A 23,287-nucleotide genomic window follows, 5' to 3' on the forward strand; every position below is an offset into this window, starting at 1 on the left:
GATCACCAGACAGAGCAGGGTGCATGCCGTCGCTGACACCGCCAGAGCGCGTCGCCGCAGCATCTTGCCCCTACCCGTCCTCGTATCGTTCGGCGGGTTTCCCGTCCGACCGTTTGTGTCGCTCATCTCACCGCCCGCCGCACCGTCGCGTACCCCCACCCTTGTTACCTCACGGTCGGGTGAGGTGTCGATAGGCATCGAATGGTTTGGCCCAATTGCCAGGTTCTTAACAGGCATTAGGCTCGTAGCGTGGATGTGGGACTCAAGCGGGAACTCGAAGCCAAGGTCTACGCCGGCGAGCGGCTCAGCCGGGAGGACGGCGAGGCCCTGTACGCCAGCGACGATCTGGCCTGGCTCGGGCGCCTGGCGCATCACGTGCGCACCGCGAAGAACGGCGACCGGGTGATGTTCAACGTCAACCGGCACCTCAACCTCACCAACGTCTGCTCGGCGAGCTGCGCGTACTGCTCGTTCCAGCGCAAGCCGGGTGAGAAGGACGCGTACACGATGCGCGTGCACGAGGCGGTCGCCAAGGCGAAGGAGATGGAGGGCGAGCAGCTCACCGAGTTGCACATCGTCAACGGCCTGCATCCGACGCTGCCGTGGAAGTACTACCCGCGGGTCCTGCGCGAGCTGAAGTCCGCCCTGCCGAACGTCAACCTCAAGGCGTTCACCGCGACCGAGATCCAGTGGTTCGAGAAGATCTCCGGCCTGCCCGCCGACGAGATCCTGGACGAGCTGATCGACGCCGGCCTGGAGTCGCTCACCGGCGGCGGCGCCGAGATCTTCGACTGGGAGGTCCGGCAGCACATCGTCGACCACGCCACCCACTGGGAGGACTGGTCGCGCATCCACCGGATCGCCCACGCGAAGGGGCTGCGCACCCCGGCGACGATGCTGTACGGGCACATCGAGGAGCCCCGGCACCGGGTCGATCATGTGATGCGCCTCCGCGAACTCCAGGACGAGACCGGCGGGTTCGTCGTCTTCATTCCGCTGCGCTACCAGCACGACTTCGTGGACTCGGCCGACGGCAAGATCCGCAACAAGCTGCAGGCGCGCACCACGATGGCGGCGCCCGCCGAGTCGTTGAAGACGTTCGCGGTGTCGCGTCTGATGTTCGACAACGTGCCGCACGTCAAGTGCTTCTGGGTCATGCACGGGTTGTCGCTGGCCCAACTGTCGCTGAACTTCGGGGTCGACGACCTGGACGGTTCCGTCGTCGAGTACAAGATCACGCACGACGCCGACAGCTACGGCACGCCCAACACGATGCACCGCGAGGACCTGCTGCACCTGATCCGCGACGCCGGGTTCCAGCCGGTCGAGCGCAACACCCGCTACGACGTCGTCCGCGAGTACGACCCGCCGGTGCCGCTGGCCGAGCGCCGCGCCGAGCCGCAGCAGGTGTGGGCGTGAACCCGGTCGTCAAGTACACGCTGGCGCGGCTGGGGCTGTTCGTCCTGGTGGCGGCGGTGCTGCTGGTGGTGCCGCTGCCGCTGGACGTGTTCCTCCGTTTGCTGATCGCGCTGCTGATCTCCGCAGTAGCCTCATATTTCCTGTTCAAGGGAATGCGGGACGAGGTGGCGAACCACCTGGCGGCGGCGATGGAACGGCGCCAGGAACGCAAGGCCCGCCTCCAGGCCGCACTGGCGGGGGAGGAAGACGAACGGTAGACCCTTCCACCGCCCCGCGCAGTTATCGACGTCTATTGATTGGCGGCGGGCGGCGTGGTGGATTGACCGGATCCCTCTCCACCTCCGCTGACCATAGGAGGCGTCATGGATCCGCGCGTCGAGGCCCGGAAACCCCGGGTGCGCAAGAGAGCGTTCCTGCTCGTGACGACATCGGCCCTCGCACTGGTGCTGGGCGCGATGCCGGTCGCGGCGGAGCCCAAGACCGACCCGACCCCACAGGTGTCCGCCCAGTACCAGGTGAAGGGCCCCAACAAATGGGACCAGGTCAACCAGGTGGCGCAGACCGGCGCGGCGATCGACTCCATCGAACACGGCCGGGTGTACATCACCGCGACGCAGTCCGAGGTCGCCGCGATCCAGAAGCTCGGATTCGAGGTCGTGGCCCTTCCGGACGCGGGTGCCGCGCACGCCACCGAGGGTGACGCGACGGTCCAGGACTTCCCGCCGGCCGACTCGGCCTACCACAACTACGCCGAGATGACGGCCGAGATCAACCAGATCGCGGCGCAGCACTCGAACATCGCGAACGTGCGCACCATCGGCACCACCTACGAGGGCCGCAACATCGTGGCGCTCAAGATCTCCGACAACGTCGGCACCGACGAGGACGAACCCGAGGTGCTGTACAACGCGCACCAGCACGCGCGCGAGCACCTGACCGTCGAGATGGCGCTGTACCTGGCGAACATGTACACCGACCAGTACGGCACCGATTCGCGGGTCACCAACGTCGTCAACTCCCGCGAGATCTGGATCATCCCGGACGTCAACCCGGACGGCGGCGAGTACGACATCGCGACCGGCTCCTACCGTTCGTGGCGGAAGAACCGGCAGCCCAACAGCGGCGGCTCCTTCGGCACCGACCTCAACCGCAACTGGTCGTACCAGTGGGGCTGCTGCGGCGGTTCCTCGGGCACGCAGACGTCGGAGACGTACCGGGGCACGGCGGCGTTCTCGGCACCGGAGAGCCGGGTGGTGCGCGACTTCGTGCTGAGCCGGCGGGTCGGCGGCGTGCAGCAGATCAAGGCGAACATCGACTTCCACACCTACTCCGAGCTGGTGCTGTGGCCGTTCGGCTACACCACCGCGAACACCGCCCCCGGCCTGAATGCCGACCAGGAAGCGGTGTACCGCACGTGGGGCCAGCAGATGGCCGCCACCAACGGCTACACGCCGGAGCAGGCCAGCGACCTGTACATCACCGACGGCGACATCGTCGACTGGATGTGGGGCGACCAGGGCATCTGGTCCTACACGTTCGAGATGTACCCGGGTGAGAACAGCAGCCAGGGCTTCTACCCGCCGGACGAGGTCATCCCGGCGCAGACGTCCCGCAACAAGGACGCCTCGCTGCTGCTGGCCGAGTACGCGGACTGCCCCTACCGGATCACCGGCAAGGACGCCCAGTACTGCGGCACGACGCCGGGTACGACGGTCTACCAGGACACGTTCGAGTCGGCGACGGGCTGGACGGTCAACCCGAACGCCAACGACACCGCCACCACCGGCGCGTGGGAGCGGGCGAACCCGGCCGACACCACGGACAGCGGCGCGAAGCAGCTCGGCACCACGTACAGCGGCAGCTTCGACCTGTCGACCGGCCCGCTCGCCGGCTCCAGCGCCGGCACGTACGACGTCGACGGCGGCACGACGAGCGTGCAGTCGCCGGCGATCACGCTGCCCGGTACCGGCACGCTGACCCTGCGCCTGCAGTACTACCTGGCGCACGGCAGCAACTCGTCGTCGGCGGACTTCTTCCGGATCAGCATCGTCACGTCGAGCGGCACCACCCAGGTGCTGAACGTGGCGGGCGCGGCGAGCAACCGCAACGGCGCGTGGACGGCCGGTTCGATCGACCTGTCGGCCTATCGCGGCCAGTCGGTCCGGATCCTGATCCAGGCCGCGGACGCGTCGACGGCCAGCCTCGTCGAGGCCGGCGTCGACGACGTCACCATTATCCAGTCCTGAGAGGTTGTCCCCGGGCCCTACGTGAGCCGGATCCACCGGTAGCCGTAGGGCCCGAGGGCCAGCTTCGCGAAGTCCAGGCCGTCGTCGTACGGCTGGTCGCCGAAGAGTTCGTCGCCCCGGTCGGCGATCGACGACAGGTCGACCGTGCAGGCCTCCTCGCCGAGGTTGTGCAGGAAGAGCATGCTTCCCGTCACGCCGTCCGCGCGATGCGCCAGCACCGTCCGGGGCACGGGGACGTCCGCGTGGGTACAGGTCCCGCACCCGACCTCCGGGCTCTCCCGCAGCGTGCGGATCATCCGTTCGAACCACCTGAGCAGCGACCCCGGGTCGTGCCGCTGCCGGTGCACGTTCACCGTCGTGTAGCCGAAGTCGCCACCGGTGACCACGGGCCGGACCAGATCGCGTTTGAGCGCGGTGGAGAAGCCGCCGTTGCGCTCGCCGGACCACTGCATCGGCGTGCGGATGGCGTTGCGGCCGGGCTGGGAGAGATCCTCGCCCATGCCGATCTCGTCGCCGTAACGCAGCACCGGCGTGCCGCGCAGGGAGAACTGCAGCGAGTAGGCCAGTTCGAGGCGGCGCCGGTCGCCTCCGAGCATCGGCGCGAGCCTGCGGCGGATGCCCCGGTCGTACAGCTTCATCCGCTTCTCGGGCCCGAACTCGGCGAACACGTCGGCGCGCTGGTCGGCGGTGAGCCGCGAAAGGTCGATCTCGTCGTGGTTGCGCAGGAACGTCGCCCACTGCGCCCCGTCCGGCAGCTTCGGCGTGTCCCGCAGCGCGTCGATGACCGGTTCGGGGTCCTTGCGGGCCAGCGCCAGCGCGAGGCGGCTGTTGAGCATGAAGTCGAAGAGCATGTGCAGCCTGCTGTGCGAGCCGCCCAGATCGGTGAAGTAGGTGCGCAGCTCGTCGGGTTCGACGTTCGCCTCGGCGAGCAGGACACTGTCGCCGCGCCGCCACTGGCAGTGCTGACGCAGTTCACTCAGAAAGTCTTTGTCCTTGGGTGAGTCGGAATTACCCGGCTCGGTCAGCTCGATGATGAACGGCACGGCGTCGATCCGGAACCCGGCGACCCCGAGCTGCAGCCAGAACGCCACGATCCGCTTGATCTCGTCGCGGACCTCGGGATTGCTGAAGTTGAGGTCGGGCTGGAAGTCGTAGAACCGGTGGTAGTACCAGGCGCCGGCCCGCTCGTGGAACGTCCACGTCTCGCTCTGCTCGCCGGGGAACACCATGCCCTCGAAGCGGTCGGACGGCTCCTCGTCGGACCACACGTACCAGTCGCGGTAGCGCGAGTCGGGGGAACTGATCGCGTTCCGGAACCAGGGGTGCTCGTCGGAGGTGTGGTTGACGACGAGGTCGAGCATCACCTTGATGCCGAGATTGTTCGCGCGGTAGAGCAGTTCGGCGAAGTCGCCGAGCGAGCCGAGGCGGGGGTCGATCCCGTAGAAGTCGGTGACATCGTAGCCGTCGTCGCGGCCGGGTGTGGGGTGGATGGGGTTCAGCCACAGGCAGGTCGCGCCGAGGCGGGCGAGGTGGTCGAGTCTGCCGATGAGGCCGCGGATGTCGCCGCAGCCGTCGCCGTTCGAGTCCGCGTAGGTCTCGACGTCGAGGGAGTAGATGACGGCCTCGGTGTACCAGCGGGGCTCCATGGCCTGCGGATTGCCCACGAGGAGCGTGCGCTAATCGCGCCGTCTCAGCCAGAGCAGGCCGAGGATCGGCAGGATCAGCGGGATGAAGCCGTAGCCCCTGCCGAAGATTGACCAGACCGTCTCGTCGGGGAACTCGGCCGGCTGCACGAGGCTCCAGATGCCGACCAGGATCACGCCGGCCAGCTCGATGCCGCACGCGATGAGCGCGAGCTGCCGCTTTCCCAGGGCCAACGCCACGGTCGCCACGATGTACACGACCGCCGCGAACGCGCTCAGCACATAGGCGACCGGCGCGTCGGAGAACTTCGTCGCCAGCTGGTAGAGCGCCCGGGAACTGGCCGCCACCGCGAACGTCCCGTACACGGCCAGCAGCAGCCGCCCCGGACCCGAGTTGATTCTTCTCATGACAGCGCCCAGATCTGCAGGAGCCGCAACACGAGCGGCGCGATGACCAGCCCACCCGCCGCGAGGATCGCCGACCCGTAGCGCGTCGGCTCCATGCGCGCCAGCACCACCGCCGCCGGCAACAGCAGGAACTCCGTCGCCAGGTACCCGAGGAAGAGCGGCGCGTCGAGATCGTGCCCGCCGATCATGCCCGCGAGCGCGATGACCGCCTGGACGGCCACGAGCGCGAAGACCACGCCGGTCGCCCCGAACAGCCACCGGTCCGGTGCCCGGTCCCGCTTGGCGGCGATCCCGCCCCAGGCCGCGAGCACCAGCGCCGCCGCGATGGTGACGTACCCGAGAGCGTCGATCACCTGCGCAGTTTAGGAGCGCGGACCGGCGGTACCCGCACCGGGCACCGCCGAGGTCCGCGGGCTTACAGCAAGGCCCCCCGCGCGGCCTTCGCCAGTTCGGCCACGACGAATGTGGCGCCACCCGGGTCGGAGACCCGCGCGTAGCGGCACACCGCCGTGTCCAACGCCTTGCCGATCGTGCGCCCACCCCTGGCCACGATCTCCTCCGTGGTCGCCGAGCAGTCGTCGACCATCACGACGACGTTCCAGCTGGCGTGCCGCCGCGGGACGAGCCCGGCGACGGAGTCCTCACCCTTGATCCACTCGAACGCCCCGTCGATGGTGAGATCGGGTTTCGGCTGCCAGTTGAAGACCGACGCGTAGAACCGGCGCGCCGCGTCGACGTCCGGGCAGCTCAGCTCGTACCAGCACAGCGCACCCGGCTCGTTGAACACCTGGGCGCCGTTGAAGATCCCGCGTTCCCACCCGGCGAAGACGGCACCGGTCGGGTCGGCGAACAGGGCGGTCCGGCCGGCCTCGCCCATGTCGGTCGGCGGCAGCAGTACCGTGCCGCCCGCGTCACGCACCGCCGCCGCGGTCGCGTCGACGTCCTCGGTCGCCACGTACATCAGCCATCCGGCGTTGCGGGACGGGTCGGCCAGCTGCCCGATCCCGGCCACCGGACGGTCCCCGAGCTGGCAGATCGTGTAGCCCTCGGCCCCGCTACCCGTCCACCCGAACATCGATCCGTAGAAATCCAACGCCTTGCCCGGGTCCACACTCGACACGTCGGCCCAGCAGGGCGTGCCCGGTGCGTACCCACGAATCCGCATATGTAGTGAGTCCTTCCCCGTGGTGGACTTTGCGTGGATGCCACTATCCCCCGAGTGGCCGATTTTCCACGTTAGTACGCACCGGCGCGGGCCCGTTTGTCAGGAAAGTTTCACTCCGTGAGCAGCGCGTCCGGCAGCGGTCGCGCGTGCAGGACATCGAGCCTGGAGACTGCCCTGGTCAGGACCACGTAGAGGCGGTTCAGGCCGCGCGGCTCCGCCTCGACGATCTCCGCGGGTTCGACCACGATCACGTGGTCGTACTCCAGGCCCTTGGCGACCGTGGCGGCCAGCAGCGTTACCCGTTCCGGAGAATCCACCTGGTCGGGATCGGAGAACGCGATGTCCGCGGCGGCCAACCGATCCGCGAGGTCGGGGACCCTCGCCTCGGGCGCGATCACGCCGACCGATCCCTCGGACGCCAGCGCCGCACGGACCGTCGCCACCAGGGCGTCGGCCGCGTCGGGCACCGGCCGGATCCGCAGCGCACCGTCACTACGCAGGGACACCGCCGGGGGAACGTCCACCGCCAGCGCCGGCAACAGGCGGTTTGCCAGGACCAGTACCGCCTCCGGGACCCGGAAGCCGGTGGTCAGCGGCACGACGCGCCCGTCCGGCTTGCCCAGGTGCGCCAGGCTCTCCGCCCACGACGTGGCCGCCCACGGCGCGGTCCCCTGAGCGAGATCGCCGAGCACCGTCAGCGAACCGTGTTCGCTGCGCCGGGCGATCGCGCGGCACTGCATCGGCGACAGGTCCTGCGCCTCGTCGACGACCACGTGCCCGTAGCTCGCCGGCCGGTCGATCAGCCCGTTCGCCTCGTCGATCAGCACGAGGTCGGCGGCGCTCCACCGCGCCGACTTCACCGTCTTGGGCGGCTTGGCCCAGCGGATGGCGTCCCGCTCTTCCGGCGTCAGGGTTTCGGCGGGCGGATCTCTCAGTACGGCGGCGACCAGCTCCGGTCCCGTCACCGCCGGCCACACCTCGTCGAGCACCGCCACGACCGGCTTGCTGCGCCCCATCCGCCGCAGCCACGCCTCGCCCGGCGACTCGCCGCTGCGGTACTCGGCCTGCCGCTGCAACAGCGCGGTGATCCTGGCCCGGACCCGCTCGCGGCCCACCCCGTAGGCCGGCCCCTCCCGCCGGACCTCGTCGACGAGCCGCCGCAGCACGCCCTCGTCGATCCGCCACCGGTACGCGCCGTCCGAGACCTGCAGCGGGCCGGTGGGCCGTCGCACGTGGGCCCAGAGCGCGTCGTGCAGGACCGCGGCCATGCGCACGTCGTGCTTGACGGCCGCGGCCTCGGGAGAGTCCGTGCTTCTGACCTCCGTGCCCGGAAGAAGACCGTCCACAGTGGACTGCTGCACCTCGACCTCGCCCAGCGCCGGCAGGACGGACGCGATGTAGTGCAGGAACGCCGTGTTCGGCCCGACGATCAGCACGCCGTTGCGCTTGAGCCGCTCGCGATGCAGGTACAGCAGGTACGCCGCCCGGTGCAGCCCCACCGCCGTCTTACCGGTCCCCGGCGCCCCCTGGACGCAGATCGTGTCGGCCAGCTCGGCGCGGACGAGTTCGTCCTGCTCGGGCTGGATGGTGGCGACGATGTCGCGCATCGGGCCGACGCGGGGGCGTTCGATCTCGGCGGTCAGGATCCGGCTGGCGGTCCCCAACTCCTCGCCGCGGTCGAGGTGCTCGTCCTCGAAGCTGGTGATCTTCCCCTTGACGAACCCGAACCGCCGCCGGACGGTGACGTGCTGCGGATCCTTCGCGCTGGCCCGGTAGAACGCCCGCGACAGCGGCGCCCGCCAGTCCAGCACCATCGGCTCGCCGAGCGGGTCGGTGACGTGCCGCCGCCCGATGTGGTACCTGCTGCGCGGGTCGTCCCGCTCCTGGTCGAGATCGAGTCGCCCGAAGAAGAGCGGCGTCTCCGGGTCGTCGGCGAGTTCGCGCACGCGGCGAGCCATGTGCCGGCCCAGCTGCTCGGCGGTGTAGGCGTCACCGGCCACCTTGTCGCCGGTGGAGTAGAGCTGCTCGGCGCGTTCGCGCATGCGGTGCAGTGCCGCGCGGGAGGCGGTGAGGTGGTCGCGTTCGTGTTGCAGGTCGGTGTCGAGGTCGGGTGCGGGCACGCTGAGTTCCTCACGGGGTCTCGTGCTGCTCGCTCGCGTATCCGGGGGCGGATTGCCGGCCGCCGGCGCGGGGACGTCCGCTGCGGTGCTACCTACCCAGGGCCGTCAAGCGGCCATCCAGAGTACGCCCTGCTCACGCGATGTCCACCGAATTAACGCCGTTGCGCGCGACGGTCGATGGGTTAAGAATATTGTTAAGTCGGAGGTGGTGCTGTGGAGTGGGAGGGCGGGGTTAAGCGGTGGCGGGACACCGATCACCTGGATCGCGCGATCGAGACGGCCGGCGGCCGGGAGGCGTTCGACGCTGCGGTCGGCGGGATGCTCGACGAGGCTCGCGGCTGGCGTCTGGCTGAGCTCCGGAAGCGGCGCGAGATGACCCAGGAGCAGGTCGCGACCAGGATGGGTGTCTCGGTGGCGCGGGTGTCGCAGATCGAGGCGGGCAATGTCTCGACGCAAGAGGTGCTGAGCCGCTACATCGAGGCGCTCGGCGGGACGCTCAAGTTGATCGCGGATTTCGGCGACGAGCAGCTCAAGGTGGCCTGAGTCGGGGTGGGAGGCTGGGTGGGTGGAGAACGAGACCGTCCAACGCACCCGCATCAGTGACGCCCGCACCCTTCGCGCCCTCGCTCATCCGGCCCGGATCGCGATCCTGGGCGAACTGCACGCCGGCGGCGCCGGCACCGCGACGGGCTTCGCCGAGCTGACCGGGTTGTCGCCGAGCGCGACGAGTTACCACCTGCGCGCACTGGCCAAGGCGGGCCTGGTCGAGCAGGCGCCGGGGCGGGGGGACGGCCGGGAGCGGCTGTGGCAGGCCGTCGGCGGGCCGGGGCTCGAGATCGCCACGGGGCCGGACGCGGACGCCGAGACGCAGCTCGCCGAGCAGGAACTGATCGCGCTGCTGATCAGTCGGGACGAGGCCCGAGCGCGGGCGTGGTTGGCGCGCTGGCACACCGAGACGCCGGAGTGGTACGAGGCCGCGAACATCAACTCGGCCTCGTTGGTGATCACCGCCGAGGAGCTGGCGGAGCTGAACAAGCAGGTCACGGCGCTGCTGGAGCCGTTCGCCCGCCGGGTGCGCAAGGACCCGCCGGCGGGTGCGCGCCGGGTGGAGATCGTGTACCGGAGCATCCCGGAGGGCTGAGCCAGCTGTTGCGCCCGAGAGATGTGAAGCAGATACTTCGAAGTATGCGCTTCACATCTCCGAACGACCCTGCCGTGGAGAAGAGCGACGACTGGCGGGACGTCTGGCTCTCCACCGGCGCGCGGGGCATCTCCGTCGCCGGTGACTTCCTGGCCGCGAACGCCCTGCTCCTGGCCCTGCAGGACCGAGGCGCCGACGGGTACACGATCTCCGCGCTGATGCTGGCGGCCGTAGTGCCGATGATCGTGTTCGCCCCGATCGGGGGGCGGATCGCCGACCGGTTCGACAGCCGGGTGGTGTTGACCTCGGTCGGGCTGGCACAGGCGGCCTGCTGTGCGGCGATGGCGTTCGTGTCGTCGCCGGTGGTGCTCGTGGCGCTGGCCGCACTTCTTTCGGTCGGGTTGGCGGTGACGCAGCCGACGTTCGGGGCGTTGCTGCCGGACATGGTCGACGCCGCGAACCTGCCGAAGGCCGTCGCCCTCAACCAGACCGCCTCGACGGTCGGCATTCTCGTCGGGCCGGCGCTCGCCGGTGTGCTCGTCGGTGCGGTGGGCCTGCGGGTGCCGTTGCTCATCGACGCCGCCTCCTACCTGGCGGTCGTCGCCGCGGGACTGCTGATCCGCACCCGGCGCAACCGGGCGGGCCATCCCCGGAAGAAGACCGACCGGAGCTGGCGGCTGCGCGAGGATCCGGTCCTCACGGGCGTCTTCGCGGCCACCGCCGTCGCCGTTCTCGCGGTCGGCGTGGTGAACGTCGCCTACGTGTTCTTCGTGCGGGACACGCTCGGCGCCTCGATGGCGATGTTCGGCGTCGTGGAGACCGCGTGGACCGGATCCATGCTGGTCGGCGCGTGGGCGGTGGTCCGGTTCGTCGGCACGCAGCGGCGGCTCGTCGTCGGGATCGTGATCATCCTGGGCGGCCTCGGCGCCTCGAACCTCGCCGTCGCCGCGGTGCCGACGGTCTGGTGGCTGATCGCGGTTTGCCTGGTCGGTGGCCTGTTCAACGGGGCGATGAACACCGTCGCCAACCTGATCATCGCGGGGCGCGTGCCGGCCGCCGGCCGCGGGCGGGCGCTGGGCATCTACACGAGCGCGGTCAACGGGGCGATGGCCGGCGGGCTCGCCCTCGCCGGGCCGCTGCTCGACGTGCTGAGCACCCGCCGGACCATCGCCGTCGCCGGCCTCGCGGCGATCGCCATGGTGGCCGTCGCGGGCGTACCGGTGCTGCGGAACCTGAGAGGTGTGCCGCACGTGAGCGAGGTCGCCGGCATGACCCCCGCACGTGCGGGCACCATGGTGGGGTGATCGCGCACCGGCCCCGGGTGGGGCACATCCAGTTCCTGAACTGTCTGCCGATCTACTGGGGGCTCATGCGCTCGGGCGCGCTGCTCGACGTGGACCTGTACAAGGACACCCCGGACCGGCTCAACGAGGCGCTCGTGTCGGGTGCGTTGGACATCGGCCCGATCTCGCTCGTCGAGTACCTGCGCAACGCCGACGACCTGCTGCTCCTGCCGGACCTGGCGGTCGGGAGCGACGGGCCGGTGCAGTCCGTGATCATCCTGTCGACGCGGCCGCTCGCCGATCTCGACGGGCGGAAGGTGGCCCTCGGGTCGACCTCGCGGACGGGCGCGCTGCTGGCCCGGATGCTGCTGGCCGACGCGTTCGGCGTTCACCCGAAATACTTCCGGTGTCCGCCGGACGTGACGACGATGCTGCTGGAGGCGGACGCCGCGGTCCTGATCGGGGACGTGGCGCTGCGCGCCGTGCTCGACGCCCCCGGGCAGGGGCTCTACGTCACGGACCTCGGGGCGGCCTGGCGGGCGTGGACCGGGCTGCCGATGGTCTTCGCGACGTGGGCGGTGCGCAAGGACTACGCCGCCGAGCACCCGGGGCGGGTCAAGGACGTGCACGACGCGTTCCTGCGCTCGCGCGAGCTGTGCCTCGCCGAGCTCGACGAGGCCGCGGCCGCCGCGGCCCGATGGGAGCCGTTCGACGCGGAGACGCTCGCCGCCTACTTCCGGGTTCTCGATTTTTCGATGGGGGAACGTCAACTCGCCGGCCTGCGGGAGTTCGCGCGCCGGGCGGCCGACCGGGGTGCGGTGCCGGCCCTGCCGCCGAACGGGCCCCTCCTGTTCAGCTGACGGCGCCCAGCTGCACGGCGACCTGCTTGCACACGTTGGCGCCGTAGGTGCGGCCCAGGTTCGACGGGTAGACGACCAGCACGGACAGCGCCCATTCCGGCGTGACGGCCAGGCACGAGATGTGCCACTTGCCGTCGTCGCGCGGGATCCAGCCGTTCTTGAACGCCACCGTCTTGGCCACGTCGGTCGGGAACGCCTGCACGATCCCGAAGCGCCCGACGCCGCGCACGCCGCGCATCTCCGCCATCAGCCACGCGGTCCACTCGGGTCCGGCGGCGCGGCCGTCGGCGAGGCAGGTGGCCAGCCGTGCGCCGTCGCGCGCGGAGATCTCGGTGGTGCTCCACGAACCGGAGTCGTTGACCCGGCTGTCGGTGAGCCCGCAGATGGCGATCATGCGCTGGATCGAGCCGATGCCGCCGTTGAGCCCGTGGTACGTGGTGGCGATCTCGTTGACGCTGTCGCGGATCATCTGGCTGAGCTCTTTGCGCTGTTCGGCGGTGACCGGCTTGTCGGCCTCGGCGGCGCGGCGCACGAAGTCGGCGGCGATCCACGGTTTGACCATCGAGGCGGTGTCCGAACGCGCGGTCGCGTTGGGGGAGCCGGCCTGCTCACCGGTGCGCCGGTCGATCATTCCCCAGGACCAGAACCCGCTCACGGTCAGGTTCACCGGCCCGGAGCGCAGGGTCCTCGCGGTGCCCGCCTTCGCGCGAACCGCCGGTGCCTGTGCCGGTGGGGCCGGTGGCCGTTCGGGCGCGGCGACCTGGGCCGGTGGTGCGGCGTGCTCCGGAGCGACGAGTGCCGGCGGCGGGCTGGGCAGCGGCTCCGGCAGGCGATGCCCGGTCCGATCGATCGCCTCGGGTACGAAGAACATCGCCGCGGCACTCATGATCACCGCCGTCACGAATGGCGTCCCCCGAATACGCACGAGGGTTCAACGCGCAAATGGCGCAAAAGGAACCCCTGTTACACCTCATTGCGGGTTCGGCCGAATGCTGTAACACTTTTGGGGTGACCGGCATCACCGCGACCCGTTCCTTCGACGCGCTGATCGCTGCCGACCAGCGGATCGAGCCGCGCGACGAGATGCCCGACGCCTACCGCGCCGGCCTCGTCCGCCAGATCGCGCAGCACGCGCACTCCGAGATCATCGGCATGCAGCCGGAGGGAGCCTGGATCAGTCGGGCCCCGTCGCTGCGGCGCAAGGCCATCCTGCTGGCAAAGGTGCAGGACGAGGCGGGCCACGGGCTGTACCTCTACGCCGCCGCGGAGACCCTCGGGGTCAGCCGCGACGAGCTGGAGGGACTGCTGCTGACCGGCCGTCAGAAGTACTCCTCCATCTTCAACTACCCGACCCTGACCTGGGCCGACATCGGCGTGATCGGCTGGCTCGTCGACGGCGCCGCGATCGTCAACCAGGTGCCGCTGTGCCGCTGCTCCTACGGGCCCTACGCGCGGGCGATGATCCGCATCTGCAAGGAGGAGTCGTTCCACCAGCGGCAGGGCTACGAGCTGCTGCACACTTTGGCGCACGGCTCGCCGGCCCAGCGGGAGATGGCCCAGGACGCCGTCGACCGGTGGTGGTACCCGTCGCTGGCGATGTTCGGGCCGCCGGACGGCGAGTCGACGCACTCCGCGCAGTCGATGAAGTGGGGCGTCAAGCGCTTCTCCAACGACGAGCTGCGGCAGCGGTTCGTGGACATGTGCGTGCCGCAGGCCGAGGTGCTCGGCCTCACGCTGCCCGACCCCGACCTGCGCTGGAGCGAGGAGCGCGGGCACCACGACTTCACCCCGCCCGACTTCGACGAGCTGATGCGGGTGGTCAAGGGCGACGGCCCGTGCAACGCGCAGCGCATGGCGCACCGCCGTGCCGCGCACGACAACGGCTCCTGGGTGCGCGAGGCGGCCGCCGCGCACGCCGCCAAGTAGAAGGCGGTGGCGTGATGCTCTTCGAGGTGTTCGTCCGGCCGCGGCGGGGGCTGTCCCACACGCACGTCGGCAGCCTGCACGCGCCCGACCCGGAAATGGCGCTGCGCAACGCCCGCGACGTGTACACCCGCCGTCAGGAGGGCGTCTCCATCTGGGTGGTGCCCGCCGAGTCCATCACCGCCAGTTCGCCGGACGAGAAGGACGCCTTCTTCGACCCGGCCGCCGACAAGGTGTACCGGCATCCGACGTTCTACGAGGTGCCGGAAGGGGCGCCGCACCTATGACCGACGTGCTCGCGCTCGCCGACGACGCGCTGGTCGCCGCGCAGCGGCTGGCGTGGTGGTGTTCGCGCGCGCACGACCTCGAGGAGGACATCGCGCTGGCCAACATCGCGCTGGACCAGCTCGGGGCCGCGCGCCTGTTGCTCACCTACGCCGGGGAGCTGGAGGGCGCCGGCCGGGACGAGGACGCGCTCGCGTACCTGCGGGGGCCGGACGAGTTCCGCAACTGCCTGCTGGTCGAGCTGCCCGACGAGGACTTCGCGTGGGCGATCACCCGCCTGCTGTTCCTCTCCGCCCACCAATGGCTGCGCTACGGCGAACTGGCCGCCGGGCCGGACCCGCGGCTCGCGGAGATCGCGGCGCGGGCCGTCAAGGAGTCGGCGTATCACCTCGACCATGCGCGCCTGTGGACGAAGCGGCTCGGCGACGGGACCCCCGAGTCGCGGCGTCGGATGACGGCGGCTGTCGCGGGGCTCTGGCCGTTCACCCTGGAGCTTGTCGAAAATCGGGCGGCGTGGCTGGAGATCGTGGACGGCGCCCTCGCCGACGCGACGCTGGAACGGCCCGCGGACCCGGCGGATCCGCCGACCGGCGGGCGGGCCGGGCGGCACACGCCGCACCTGGCCGCGCTGCTGGAGGAGATGCAGTCGCTGCACCGCGCGCATCCGGGGGTGACCTGGTGAACGGGGTGGGCCGGGCGGATCCGGAGGCCGCGCTGGAGCGGGCGGTCGCGGCGGTGTCGGCCGTGCCGGACCCGGAGGTGCCGGTGCTGACCATCGAGGAGCTGGGCATCCTGCGCGGCGTCGACCTCGGGCCGGCCGATCGGCTGGTCGTGACGATCACGCCGACGTACAACGGCTGTCCGGCGATGGACGCGATCCGCGCCGACGTGCGCGCCGCCGCGGCGGAGGCAGGGCACCCGGACGCGGAGGTGCGCACGGTGCTCTCCCCGGCGTGGACCACCGACTGGATCACCGAGTCCGGGCGGGCCAAGTTGGCGTCCGCCGGCATCGCGCCGCCACCGGCCCGGCGGGGTGGTGCGGTCGCGCTCGCGCTGAGCGTGCGCTGCCCGCTGTGCGGCTCGCCCGACACGACCGAGCTGTCGCGGTTCGGGTCGACGGCGTGCAAGGCGTTGTGGCGGTGCCGCGGCTGCGGCGAGCCGTTCGACCTGGTGAAGGCGCACTAACATGTCTGTGACAGCCACCCGAAGGCCCACGTTCCACGCGCTCACCGTGTCCGGGGTCGAGCCGGTCGCGGAGGACGCGGTCGCCGTCGAGTTCGCCGTGCCGGCCGCGCTGCGGGAGACGTTCGCGTTCGCGGCCGGGCAGCACGTGACCGTGCGCCGGCAGCGGCCGGAGGTGCGGCGTTCGTACTCGATCTGCTCCACTCCGGGCGAACTGGCCACGCACGGCCGGCTCCGCATCGGTGTGCGTCAGGTGCCGGGCGGGGTGTTCAGCACGTTCGCCGCCAAGGACCTGCGCGCCGGCGACACCGTGCTGGTGCTGCCGCCGTTGGGGAGCTTCACGACGGCGTTCGACCCGGGGCGGGTGCGGCGCTACGGGGCCGTGGCCGCCGGTTCGGGGATCACGCCGGTGCTCTCCCTGGCGTCGACCGCGCTCGCCGTGGAGCCGCGCAGCCGGTTCACCGTGGTGTACGGCAACCGCACGGCGCGCAGCGCCATGTTCACCGAGGAGTTGGCCGACCTCAAGGACCGCTATCCGCAGCGGCTGCACCTGGTCTACGCGTTCTCCCGCGAGCAGCGCGACACCGAACTGCTCTCCGGCCGGCTCGACACCCACCGCCTGCGCCGCATCGTCGACGAGCTGGTCGACCCGGACGGCGTCGACGAGTGGTTCCTCTGCGGGCCGTACGGGCTGGTCACGGCCGCTCGGGACACGCTCGGCGGGCGGGCCGCGAAGGTGCACGTGGAGCTGTTCCACGCCGAGGAGGCCGTCGTGGCGCGCCCCCGGCCGGCCGCACCGCAGGGGGCCACGACCGAGGTGACGATCCGCCTGGACGGCCGCACCTCCACGGTTCGGATGGCCCGCGACGAACGCGTTCTCGACGCCGCGCTGCGGGTGCGCCCCGAGCTGCCCTACGCGTGCAAGGGCGGGGTGTGCTCCACCTGCCGGGCCCGGCTGGTCGACGGCGGCGTCGACATGGTGAGCAACTTCGCGCTGGAGCCGGACGAGGTGGCCAGGGGCGACATTCTCACCTGCCAGGCCGTTCCGTTGACCGACGCGGTCGTGGTCGACTTCGACATGTGAGGCTTCTCCAGAAAGTCGGGGATCGATGAGCCATCCGGACGGCGGTCCGCCACGAACCACCGGCATGCCGAGACCCGTGACCCGCCCGCTGCAGCCGGTCCCCGAGGATCCGAGCGGCGGCCCCGATGAGCTGCTGCGCCGCGTCGCCAGGGGTGACCAGGCGGCCTTCACCACGCTGTACGACCAGGTGGCACCGCGGGTCTACGGGCTCGCGCTGCGCGTGGTCCGGGATCCGGCCATGGCGGAGGAGGTGACCCAGGAGGCGATGGTGGAGGTGTGGCGCACGGCGACCCGCTTCGACACCGCCCGCGGTTCCGCGCTGTCGTGGCTGCTCACCATCGCGCACCGGCGCGCCGTCGACCGGGTCCGCAGCGAGCAGGCGAGCACCGCGCGCATGCGCAAGGTCGCCACGGTGGAGACGCCGTACGACGAGGTCGTCGAGCAGGCCACCAGCCGCATCGAACGCCAGCAGGTGCGCCGCTGCCTCAACGGACTCACCGAACTGCAGCGCGAGTCGATTCTGCTCGCCTACTTCAACGGGCACACCTACCGCGAGGTCTCCGAACTGCTCGACACGCCGCTGCCGACCATCAAGACGCGGATGCGTGACGGGCTGATCCGGCTCCGCGACTGCCTGGGGGTGACGGCATGACTCGCACGGGTCTGTTCAGGGGTGGAAGAGCATGACGATGAGCGACATACACGCGCTGAGCGGGGCCTACGCCCTGGACTCGGTCGACGACATCGAACGCGCCACGTTCGAACGGCACCTGCGCGAATGCGACACGTGTGCGCAGGAGGTGCGCGAACTGCAGGCGACCGTCGCGCGGCTGGCGGACGAGTCGGCGACGCCGCCCCCGCCCGGCCTGCGCGCCGAGGTGCTGCGGCAGATCTCGCAGACGCCGCAGCTCACCAACGGGCAGGCGGCGCGGGTGTCGCGTTCGCAGGCGGCGCAGGTGACCCGCTGGCGCCGGTACGCGGCGGTGTCCGTGGCGGCGGCGGTCGCCGCGATCGCGGTCGGCGCCGGCACCTGGGCCGTGTCGGAGGCGCGCGTGCGCGATGCCCGCGACCAGCTCGCCGCGGAACGCCGCAACGCCTCGGACATGCAGCGCGTGCTGGCCGCGCCGGACGCGCGGGTGCTCACCGGCCCCGGCCGGGACGGCGGCTCGGTCACGCTGGTCATGTCCCGTTCGCAGGACGCGGCGGTGGCCATGCTCGGCGGCATGCCGGACGTCGGCGACAAGACGTATCAACTGTGGCTGATCACCGGCAACCAGGCGCAATCGCAGGGCATCGTCGGCAACGGCGTCACGGCCGGCGCCATGATCGTGCGGGGCCTCGGGTCGGCCGACACGTTCGGCGTGACGGTGGAGAAGCCGGGCGGTGCCCAGCAACCCGACCTGACCCAACTTATTCGTACGCTATCCCTCAGCTAGACCCGTCCGCGCAGGTCACGGCAGCGAATAGGAGTCAGAAGCCGATTCTGCGCGGAGGATGAAATGGCCACGTACCAGTCCACGACCGGCACCCGTGCCGGCACCAGTTTCAACACGATCGTCGCGTTCGCCGCCGGTGCGGTGTTCGTGCTGGTGGGCCTTCTCGGGTTCACCGTCTCGGGCGAGCACACGGCGGTGGGCCACGAGGGCGGCGCGCTGCTCGGCCTGTTCCAGGTGAACGTCCTGCACAACGTCGTGCACATCGCGGTCGGCGCGGTCATGATCGGCGCGGCGGTGGCGGGCGGCCGGATCGCCAAGGCTACCAACGTGACGATCGGCGCCGTCTACCTGCTGCTCGGCCTCGTGGGGCTGATGCTCACCGGCGACACCCCGCTCAACATCATCGCGCTCAACGGCGCCGACAACGGTCTGCACATCTTCCTGGGCGTCGCCCTGATCGGCCTCGGCGTCGGCCTCGACCGCCGCTAACCCAGGATCTCGTCCAGCGCCCGGCGGTCGGAGTCCGTCGGGCGCCACGACCCGGCCGCCGCGTTGGCGCGGACCTGGTCGGGGCTGGTCGCACCGGCGATGACGCTGGTCACCGCCGGTCGCGCGGCAAGCCCGCCGATCGCCACGTCCAAAAGCGACAGATCACGATCCCGGGCGAACGTCTTCAGCGCGTCGATCCGCGCCCAGTCCGCACCCGCCAGCCGATGCGCCAGCCGCGGCTCCGCCAGCCGGGAGCCCGCGGGGGCGTCCATCCCCTCGGTGTACTTGCCGGTGAGCAGCCCGCTCTCCAGCGGCAAGTACGGGAGCAGCCCGAGCCCGAAGCGTTCCAGGGCGGGGATGAGTTCCTTCTCGGCCGTGCGGGTCAGCAGGCTGTAGTGGTTCTGCGCGCTGACGAACGGCGTCAGCCTCCGGTCGCGCGCGATCCAGTCGGCGTCGGCGACCTGCCAGGCGGCGAAGTTCGAGTGCCCGATGTAGCGAACCTTGCCGGCGCGCACCACGTCGTCGAGCGCGGCCAGGGTCTCCTCGACCGGCGTCATGCCGTCCGGTGCGTGGTACTGATACAGGTCGATGTGGTCGGTGCCGAGCCGGCGCAGCGAGGACTCGACGGCGCGCGCGATGTAGCGCCGCGAGCCGCGTGCCCCGTGGTCCGCTCCGAGACGGCCACCGAGGCCCATCCCGAACTTCGTCGCGATCACGGCCTCGTCGCGCCGCTTCCCGAGCGCGGCACCGAGGATCTCCTCGGAGTTGCGGCTCTGCTCGCCGTACGAGTCGGCCGTGTCGAACAGGGTGACGCCCAGGTCGAGCGCCGTTCGTACGACCTCGGTCGCCTCGGCATCGCCGATCTTGCGCCCGAACGTGTTGCAGCCCACGCCGACCGCGGACACGACCAGTCCGGAGCGGCCCAGCCGGCGGTACGCGATGTCGGTCACGTTCAAGATCCTAGTGGTGCGGTTACGCTCGGAACGTGACCGAGACCCGGGTGATCAGCGACATACTGCAACGCGCGGCCGACGGCGGGCGCATCACGCCGGAAGAGGCGCTGCTGCTCTACACCGAGGCGCCGCTGCACCCGCTGGGCGAGGCGGCAGACGCGGTGCGCCGCCGGCGTTACCCGGACAACGTGGTCACCTACCTGATCGACCGCAACATCAACTACACGAACGTCTGCGTGACGGCGTGCAAGTTCTGCGCGTTCTACCGGGCGCCGAAGCACGCCGAGGGTTGGACGCACGACACCGAGGAGATCCTGCGCCGCTGCGCCGAGGCCGTCGAGCTGGGCGCCACGCAGGTCATGCTCCAGGGCGGCCACCACCCGCAGTACGGCGTCGAGTACTACGAGAACCTGTTCGGCGCCGTGAAGAAGGCGTTCCCCCAACTGGTCATCCACTCGATCGGGCCGAGCGAGATCCTCCACATGGCCAAGGTCTCAGCTGTCTCCATCGAGGACGCGATCAAGCGGATCAAGGCCGCGGGCCTGGACTCCATCGCGGGCGCCGGCGCGGAGATGCTGCCGGAACGCCCGCGCAAGGCCATCGCCCCGCTCAAGGAGTCCGGGGCGCGCTGGCTGGAGGTCATGGAGGTCGCGCACACGCTCGGCGTGGAGTCGACCGCCACGATGATGATGGGCACCGGCGAGACCGCGGCCGAACGCATCGAGCACCTGCGCATGATCCGTGACGTGCAGGACCGCACCAAGGGCTTCCGGTCGTTCATCCCGTGGACCTACCAGCCGGAGAACAACCACCTGAAGGGGCGCACGCAGGCGACCGGCCTGGAGTACCTGCGGCTCGTCGCGGTGGCGCGGCTCTTCTTCGAGACCGTGCCGCACCTGCAGGCCTCGTGGCTGACCACCGGCAAGGACATCGGTCAGCTCTCCCTGCACATGGGCGTCGACGACCTGGGTTCGATCATGCTCGAGGAGAACGTCATCTCCTCCGCGGGCGCGCGGCACCGTTCCAACCTGCACGAGCTGATCGGCCTGATCCGCACGGCCGACCGGATCCCCGCGCAGCGCGACACCCTGTACAACCGGCTCGCCGTGCACTGGACGCCGCAGGACGACCCCAAGGACGAACGGGTCGTCTCGCACTTCTCGTCGATCGCGCTGCCGGGTGGCGGGGCCGGCCGTTCCCTGCCGCTCATCGACGCTAAGTAGTTCGCCTTTGACGCATTGTCCACTGTGGACGTGGTATCTGTAACGGCTTCGCATTGGGTCTGGTGCATTCGCTTAAGCAATAGATAAGTTGCCGCGGTTCCCTTCCTCTCGCATGCTCCGGGGAGAGTCATGAGGCTGCCGCGGTTGGTTCACCGGATCGGCGCTTCCGCCGCCGCGTTCACGACGGGGGCGGCGCTCCTGCTGGCGGCCGTGCCGGCGCAGGCCGCTCCGGCGGGCTCCGCGGACCTGGAGTTCCGGGTCGCCGGCGAGTCGGTGGTGCGCACCGCCACCAAGCCCTTCTGGCTGCAGCTGAGCAACAACGGCCCGGCCCCCGCCACGAACATCCGCGTCACCATCGAACTGCACGACATCGACGCCAGCGAGGTCGAGGTCGTGCTGCCCGACGACAACGGCTGCGTGGCCACCGGCACCAAGGCCGTGTGTCGCGTCGGCGGGCTGGCGCCGGGCGAGAACCTCCCGCCGTTCAGCGTGCTCACCGTGACCTCCGTCAACGCCGAAGGCGCCGGGGTGGTCGACGCCGGTTCGGTCAGCGTCTCCGTCGAGTCGGACACGCCGGACAGCAACCCCGCGAACAACAAGAAGTCGACCGTGCCGCTGAAGGTGTCGCCGCTCGCCGTCGACATGCAGGTGACGCTCGCCGACGTCTACGCCGACCTCGACACCAAGGCGCCGGTGCCGCCGGGTGAGACCGTCGAGCTCAACATCTCGCTGATCAACTGGGGCACCGCGCCGGCCGTGGGCGTCTTCTACGCGGTGAGCCTGCCGCGGTACGTGACGTTCGCCAACACGGTGCCGGGCTGCGTGTACAACCCGATGAAGACCGTGGCGGCGTGCATGTCGCCGGACGCGGTGGATCCGCTGGTGACGGTGCTGCCGCTGACGCCGTTCAAGGTGACGGTGTCGGAGAAGGCCCCCGGGCCGGCCGCGCTCACCAACGGCATCGTCGCCGGTGGCGCGCTCGGGCCGGACGAGGCGCCGGTCGACCCGGTGGAGCTGGACAGCGTGGGGGACACCGGTAAGTCGTTCCGGGTCAGCAAGGCGGGCCTGGTGCGCAAGGCCGAGGCCGACCCGACGGACAACTTCGGCCGCTTCAGCGTGCACACCGGCCCCAACTACTCCGACCTGGCGATCACCGCGGGCTCGGCCAGCGGCGCCGTCGGCGCCACGGTCACCGTCGCCGTGAAGGTCACGAACAACGGCAAGGCGGCGTCGCCCGAGACGGTCGTCAAGGTGACGGCGCCGAGCGGTACCCAGCTCACCGGCGCCCCGGGTGGGTGCGCGATCGACCAGGCCGGCAAGACGGCCACCTGCGAGGGCGAACTCGACGCCGGTGACAGCGACGAGGGCGGCTTCGCGTTCAAGATTCAGAACGCCACGGTCGGCGGCGACGGCGTTGCCACGATCAGCGGTTCCAACGCGGATCCCGAACCGAAGAACAACAGCGCGAAGGTCACGATCACGGTGACCACCGGCGGTGGCCCGGGCAACCCCGGCAACCCCGGCCTGCCCATCACCGGCGTCAACGCCATGATCATCGGCGGCGTCGGCGCGGCGGTGGTGGCGCTCGGCGTGGTGCTGTTCCTGACCACGCGGCGCCGCAAGGTGATGCTGGTGACGCCCTCCGAGGACAACTGAGGCTGAGCCGTCGCGAAGACGTGTCACGCCGGCCGGATATCTTGGTCGGCGTGACGGGAACCAGGGCCGGCCTCGACCGCGATCCGCGCGAGGTCGCGCAGATGTTCGACGGCGTCGCCGAGAAGTACGACCGCACCAACACGATCCTGGCGTTCGGGCAGGATCGCAGCTGGCGGCGGCTGACCCGCGAGGCGCTTGACCTCAAGCCCGGTGAGCGCGTGCTCGACCTGGCCGCGGGCACCGGCGTCTCCACCGAGGAACTGGCCCGCTCCGGCGCGTACGCGGTCGGCGTGGACTTCTCGATCGGCATGCTCTCCGCCGGCCGCCGCGTGCGTCCGTCGGTGCCGCTCGTCGCCGGTGACGCCCTGGCGCTGCCCGTCGCCGACGCGAGCTTCGACGCCGTCACGATCTCGTTCGGGCTGCGGAACATCTCCGACCTCGACGCGGCGCTGCACGAGATGGCGCGGGTCACCAGGCCCGGTGGGCGCATGGTCATCTGCGAGTTCAGCCACCCGGTGGTGACGCCGTTCCGGGCCGTGTACCTGCGGTACCTGATGGGTGCGCTGCCGGCCGTTGCCCGCAAGGTGTCCAGCAACCCCGACGCGTACGTGTACCTCGCCGAGTCCATCCGGGCATGGCCCGACCAGCGAGCCCTGGCCGAACGGATCACGGCGGCCGGATGGCAGCGGGCGGCGTGGCGGAACCTCACCGGCGGTGTGGTGGCGCTGCACCGCGCGTACCGCTGAGGGGTTATCCACAGGCGCGGGTGCG

General features: G+C 70.6%; 24 protein-coding genes and 1 pseudogene. 18 read left to right on the top strand and 7 right to left on the bottom strand.

The features are described from left to right. Positions 1-249 precede the first annotated feature (249 nt). The 3 genes from mqnE (at position 250) to Val02_RS20930 (ending at position 3,665) form a co-directional block, all read left to right on the top strand. Positions 250-1,419 (top strand): aminofutalosine synthase MqnE, encoded by a 1,170-nt coding sequence (mqnE, locus tag Val02_RS20920; protein WP_203900813.1) that lies wholly within the window; start codon positions 250-252, stop codon positions 1,417-1,419. After that, on the top strand, positions 1,416-1,676 hold the full coding sequence (locus tag Val02_RS20925) for a DUF4229 domain-containing protein (protein ID WP_203900814.1): 261 nt from the start codon (positions 1,416-1,418) through the stop codon (positions 1,674-1,676). Before mqnE ends, Val02_RS20925 begins: the two co-directional genes overlap by 4 nt. A gap of 105 nt (positions 1,677-1,781) precedes the next feature. Then, positions 1,782-3,665, top strand: coding sequence for a M14 family metallopeptidase (locus Val02_RS20930; RefSeq protein ID WP_203900815.1), 1,884 nt, complete (start codon positions 1,782-1,784; stop codon positions 3,663-3,665). A gap of 17 nt (positions 3,666-3,682) precedes the next feature. Here the strand turns inward: Val02_RS20930 and Val02_RS20935 are convergent, their stop codons facing one another. From Val02_RS20935 to Val02_RS20955, 5 genes are all read right to left on the bottom strand, one after another. Continuing rightward, positions 3,683-5,311 carry an alpha-amylase family protein gene (locus tag Val02_RS20935; protein ID WP_203900904.1) on the bottom strand — a complete coding sequence of 543 codons (1,629 nt, stop codon included), beginning with the start codon at positions 5,309-5,311 and terminating at the stop codon, positions 3,683-3,685. 30 nt (positions 5,312-5,341) lie between these two features. Continuing rightward, positions 5,342-5,716 carry a hypothetical protein gene (locus Val02_RS20940; protein WP_203900816.1) on the bottom strand — a complete coding sequence of 125 codons (375 nt, stop codon included), beginning with the start codon at positions 5,714-5,716 and terminating at the stop codon, positions 5,342-5,344. Then, the gene (locus Val02_RS20945; protein ID WP_203900817.1) at positions 5,713-6,069 is read right to left on the bottom strand and encodes a hypothetical protein; all 357 of its coding nucleotides are present in this window, start codon (positions 6,067-6,069) and stop codon (positions 5,713-5,715) included. Before Val02_RS20945 ends, Val02_RS20940 begins: the two co-directional genes overlap by 4 nt. 62 nt (positions 6,070-6,131) lie before the next feature. Beyond that, a complete protein-coding gene (locus Val02_RS20950) occupies positions 6,132-6,881 on the bottom strand; it encodes a VOC family protein (protein ID WP_203900818.1) in 750 nt (249 codons plus the stop codon). 110 nt (positions 6,882-6,991) lie between these two features. Continuing rightward, positions 6,992-9,001 (bottom strand): HelD family protein, encoded by a 2,010-nt coding sequence (locus tag Val02_RS20955; RefSeq protein WP_239153212.1) that lies wholly within the window; start codon positions 8,999-9,001, stop codon positions 6,992-6,994. A 213-nt stretch (positions 9,002-9,214) separates the two neighbouring features. On the opposite strand from Val02_RS20955, the gene Val02_RS20960 reads away from it, so the two are divergent. The 4 genes from Val02_RS20960 to Val02_RS20975 are packed head-to-tail and all read left to right on the top strand — an operon-like array spanning position 9,215 to position 12,285. Then, the gene (locus Val02_RS20960; protein WP_203900819.1) at positions 9,215-9,544 is read left to right on the top strand and encodes a helix-turn-helix domain-containing protein; all 330 of its coding nucleotides are present in this window, start codon (positions 9,215-9,217) and stop codon (positions 9,542-9,544) included. Positions 9,545-9,566: 22 nt separating this feature from the next. Then, positions 9,567-10,142: an ArsR/SmtB family transcription factor gene (locus Val02_RS20965; RefSeq protein ID WP_203900820.1), complete on the top strand. Its 576-nt coding sequence runs from the start codon at positions 9,567-9,569 to the stop codon at positions 10,140-10,142. 44 nt (positions 10,143-10,186) lie between these two features. Continuing rightward, the gene (locus Val02_RS20970; RefSeq protein ID WP_203900821.1) at positions 10,187-11,446 is read left to right on the top strand and encodes an MFS transporter; all 1,260 of its coding nucleotides are present in this window, start codon (positions 10,187-10,189) and stop codon (positions 11,444-11,446) included. After that, entirely contained in the window at positions 11,443-12,285 is an 843-nt protein-coding gene (locus Val02_RS20975; protein WP_203900822.1) for a menaquinone biosynthetic enzyme MqnA/MqnD family protein, read from the top strand. The genes Val02_RS20970 and Val02_RS20975 overlap by 4 nt, the downstream gene beginning before the upstream one ends. Here the strand turns inward: Val02_RS20975 and Val02_RS20980 are convergent. After that, positions 12,278-13,186, bottom strand: a complete 909-nt coding sequence (locus tag Val02_RS20980) for a hypothetical protein (protein WP_203900823.1) — start codon at positions 13,184-13,186, stop codon at positions 12,278-12,280. The two genes, Val02_RS20975 and Val02_RS20980, sit on opposite strands and share 8 nt — an antisense overlap. Positions 13,187-13,326: 140 nt before the next feature. Between Val02_RS20980 and paaA the strand changes: the two are divergent. The 8 genes and pseudogenes from paaA to Val02_RS21020 all read left to right on the top strand — a co-directional run. Then, positions 13,327-14,211, top strand: a pseudogene (gene paaA / locus Val02_RS20985) (1,2-phenylacetyl-CoA epoxidase subunit PaaA); the annotation flags it as partial. Between the two features lie 14 nt (positions 14,212-14,225). Further along, on the top strand, positions 14,226-14,495 hold the full coding sequence (gene paaB, locus Val02_RS20990; RefSeq protein WP_203900906.1) for a 1,2-phenylacetyl-CoA epoxidase subunit PaaB: 270 nt from the start codon (positions 14,226-14,228) through the stop codon (positions 14,493-14,495). Next, the gene (gene paaC, locus Val02_RS20995) at positions 14,492-15,175 is read left to right on the top strand and encodes a 1,2-phenylacetyl-CoA epoxidase subunit PaaC (RefSeq protein ID WP_203900825.1); all 684 of its coding nucleotides are present in this window, start codon (positions 14,492-14,494) and stop codon (positions 15,173-15,175) included. Before paaB ends, paaC begins: the two co-directional genes overlap by 4 nt. Before the next feature lie 32 nt (positions 15,176-15,207). After that, positions 15,208-15,678, top strand: a complete 471-nt coding sequence (gene paaD, locus Val02_RS21000) for a 1,2-phenylacetyl-CoA epoxidase subunit PaaD (protein ID WP_203900907.1) — start codon at positions 15,208-15,210, stop codon at positions 15,676-15,678. A gap of 1 nt (position 15,679) precedes the next feature. Then, a complete protein-coding gene (paaE, locus tag Val02_RS21005) occupies positions 15,680-16,759 on the top strand; it encodes a 1,2-phenylacetyl-CoA epoxidase subunit PaaE (RefSeq protein WP_203900826.1) in 1,080 nt (359 codons plus the stop codon). 64 nt (positions 16,760-16,823) lie between these two features. After that, the gene (gene sigK / locus Val02_RS21010) at positions 16,824-17,411 is read left to right on the top strand and encodes an ECF RNA polymerase sigma factor SigK (protein ID WP_203900827.1); all 588 of its coding nucleotides are present in this window, start codon (positions 16,824-16,826) and stop codon (positions 17,409-17,411) included. 37 nt (positions 17,412-17,448) lie between these two features. Beyond that, positions 17,449-18,195 carry an anti-sigma factor gene (locus Val02_RS21015; protein WP_203900828.1) on the top strand — a complete coding sequence of 249 codons (747 nt, stop codon included), beginning with the start codon at positions 17,449-17,451 and terminating at the stop codon, positions 18,193-18,195. A 63-nt stretch (positions 18,196-18,258) separates the two neighbouring features. Next, the gene (locus Val02_RS21020) at positions 18,259-18,684 is read left to right on the top strand and encodes a DUF4383 domain-containing protein (RefSeq protein WP_203900829.1); all 426 of its coding nucleotides are present in this window, start codon (positions 18,259-18,261) and stop codon (positions 18,682-18,684) included. Here Val02_RS21020 and Val02_RS21025 read toward each other — a convergent pair. Next, entirely contained in the window at positions 18,681-19,634 is a 954-nt protein-coding gene (locus Val02_RS21025; protein ID WP_373317920.1) for an aldo/keto reductase, read from the bottom strand. The two genes, Val02_RS21020 and Val02_RS21025, sit on opposite strands and share 4 nt — an antisense overlap. A 35-nt stretch (positions 19,635-19,669) precedes the next feature. Between Val02_RS21025 and mqnC the strand changes: the two genes are divergently transcribed. The 3 genes from mqnC (at position 19,670) to Val02_RS21040 (ending at position 23,262) form a co-directional block, all read left to right on the top strand. Further along, positions 19,670-20,860 carry a cyclic dehypoxanthinyl futalosine synthase gene (gene mqnC / locus Val02_RS21030; protein ID WP_203900830.1) on the top strand — a complete coding sequence of 397 codons (1,191 nt, stop codon included), beginning with the start codon at positions 19,670-19,672 and terminating at the stop codon, positions 20,858-20,860. Between the two features lie 129 nt (positions 20,861-20,989). Beyond that, the gene (locus Val02_RS21035; protein WP_203900831.1) at positions 20,990-22,516 is read left to right on the top strand and encodes a COG1361 family protein; all 1,527 of its coding nucleotides are present in this window, start codon (positions 20,990-20,992) and stop codon (positions 22,514-22,516) included. Positions 22,517-22,566: 50 nt separating this feature from the next. Then, positions 22,567-23,262 carry a demethylmenaquinone methyltransferase gene (locus Val02_RS21040; RefSeq protein WP_373317921.1) on the top strand — a complete coding sequence of 232 codons (696 nt, stop codon included), beginning with the start codon at positions 22,567-22,569 and terminating at the stop codon, positions 23,260-23,262. Positions 23,263-23,287: the final 25 nt, after the last annotated feature.

This window comes from Virgisporangium aliadipatigenens (assembly GCF_016863615.1).
Classification (GTDB): Bacteria; Actinomycetota; Actinomycetes; order Mycobacteriales; family Micromonosporaceae; genus Virgisporangium; species Virgisporangium aliadipatigenens.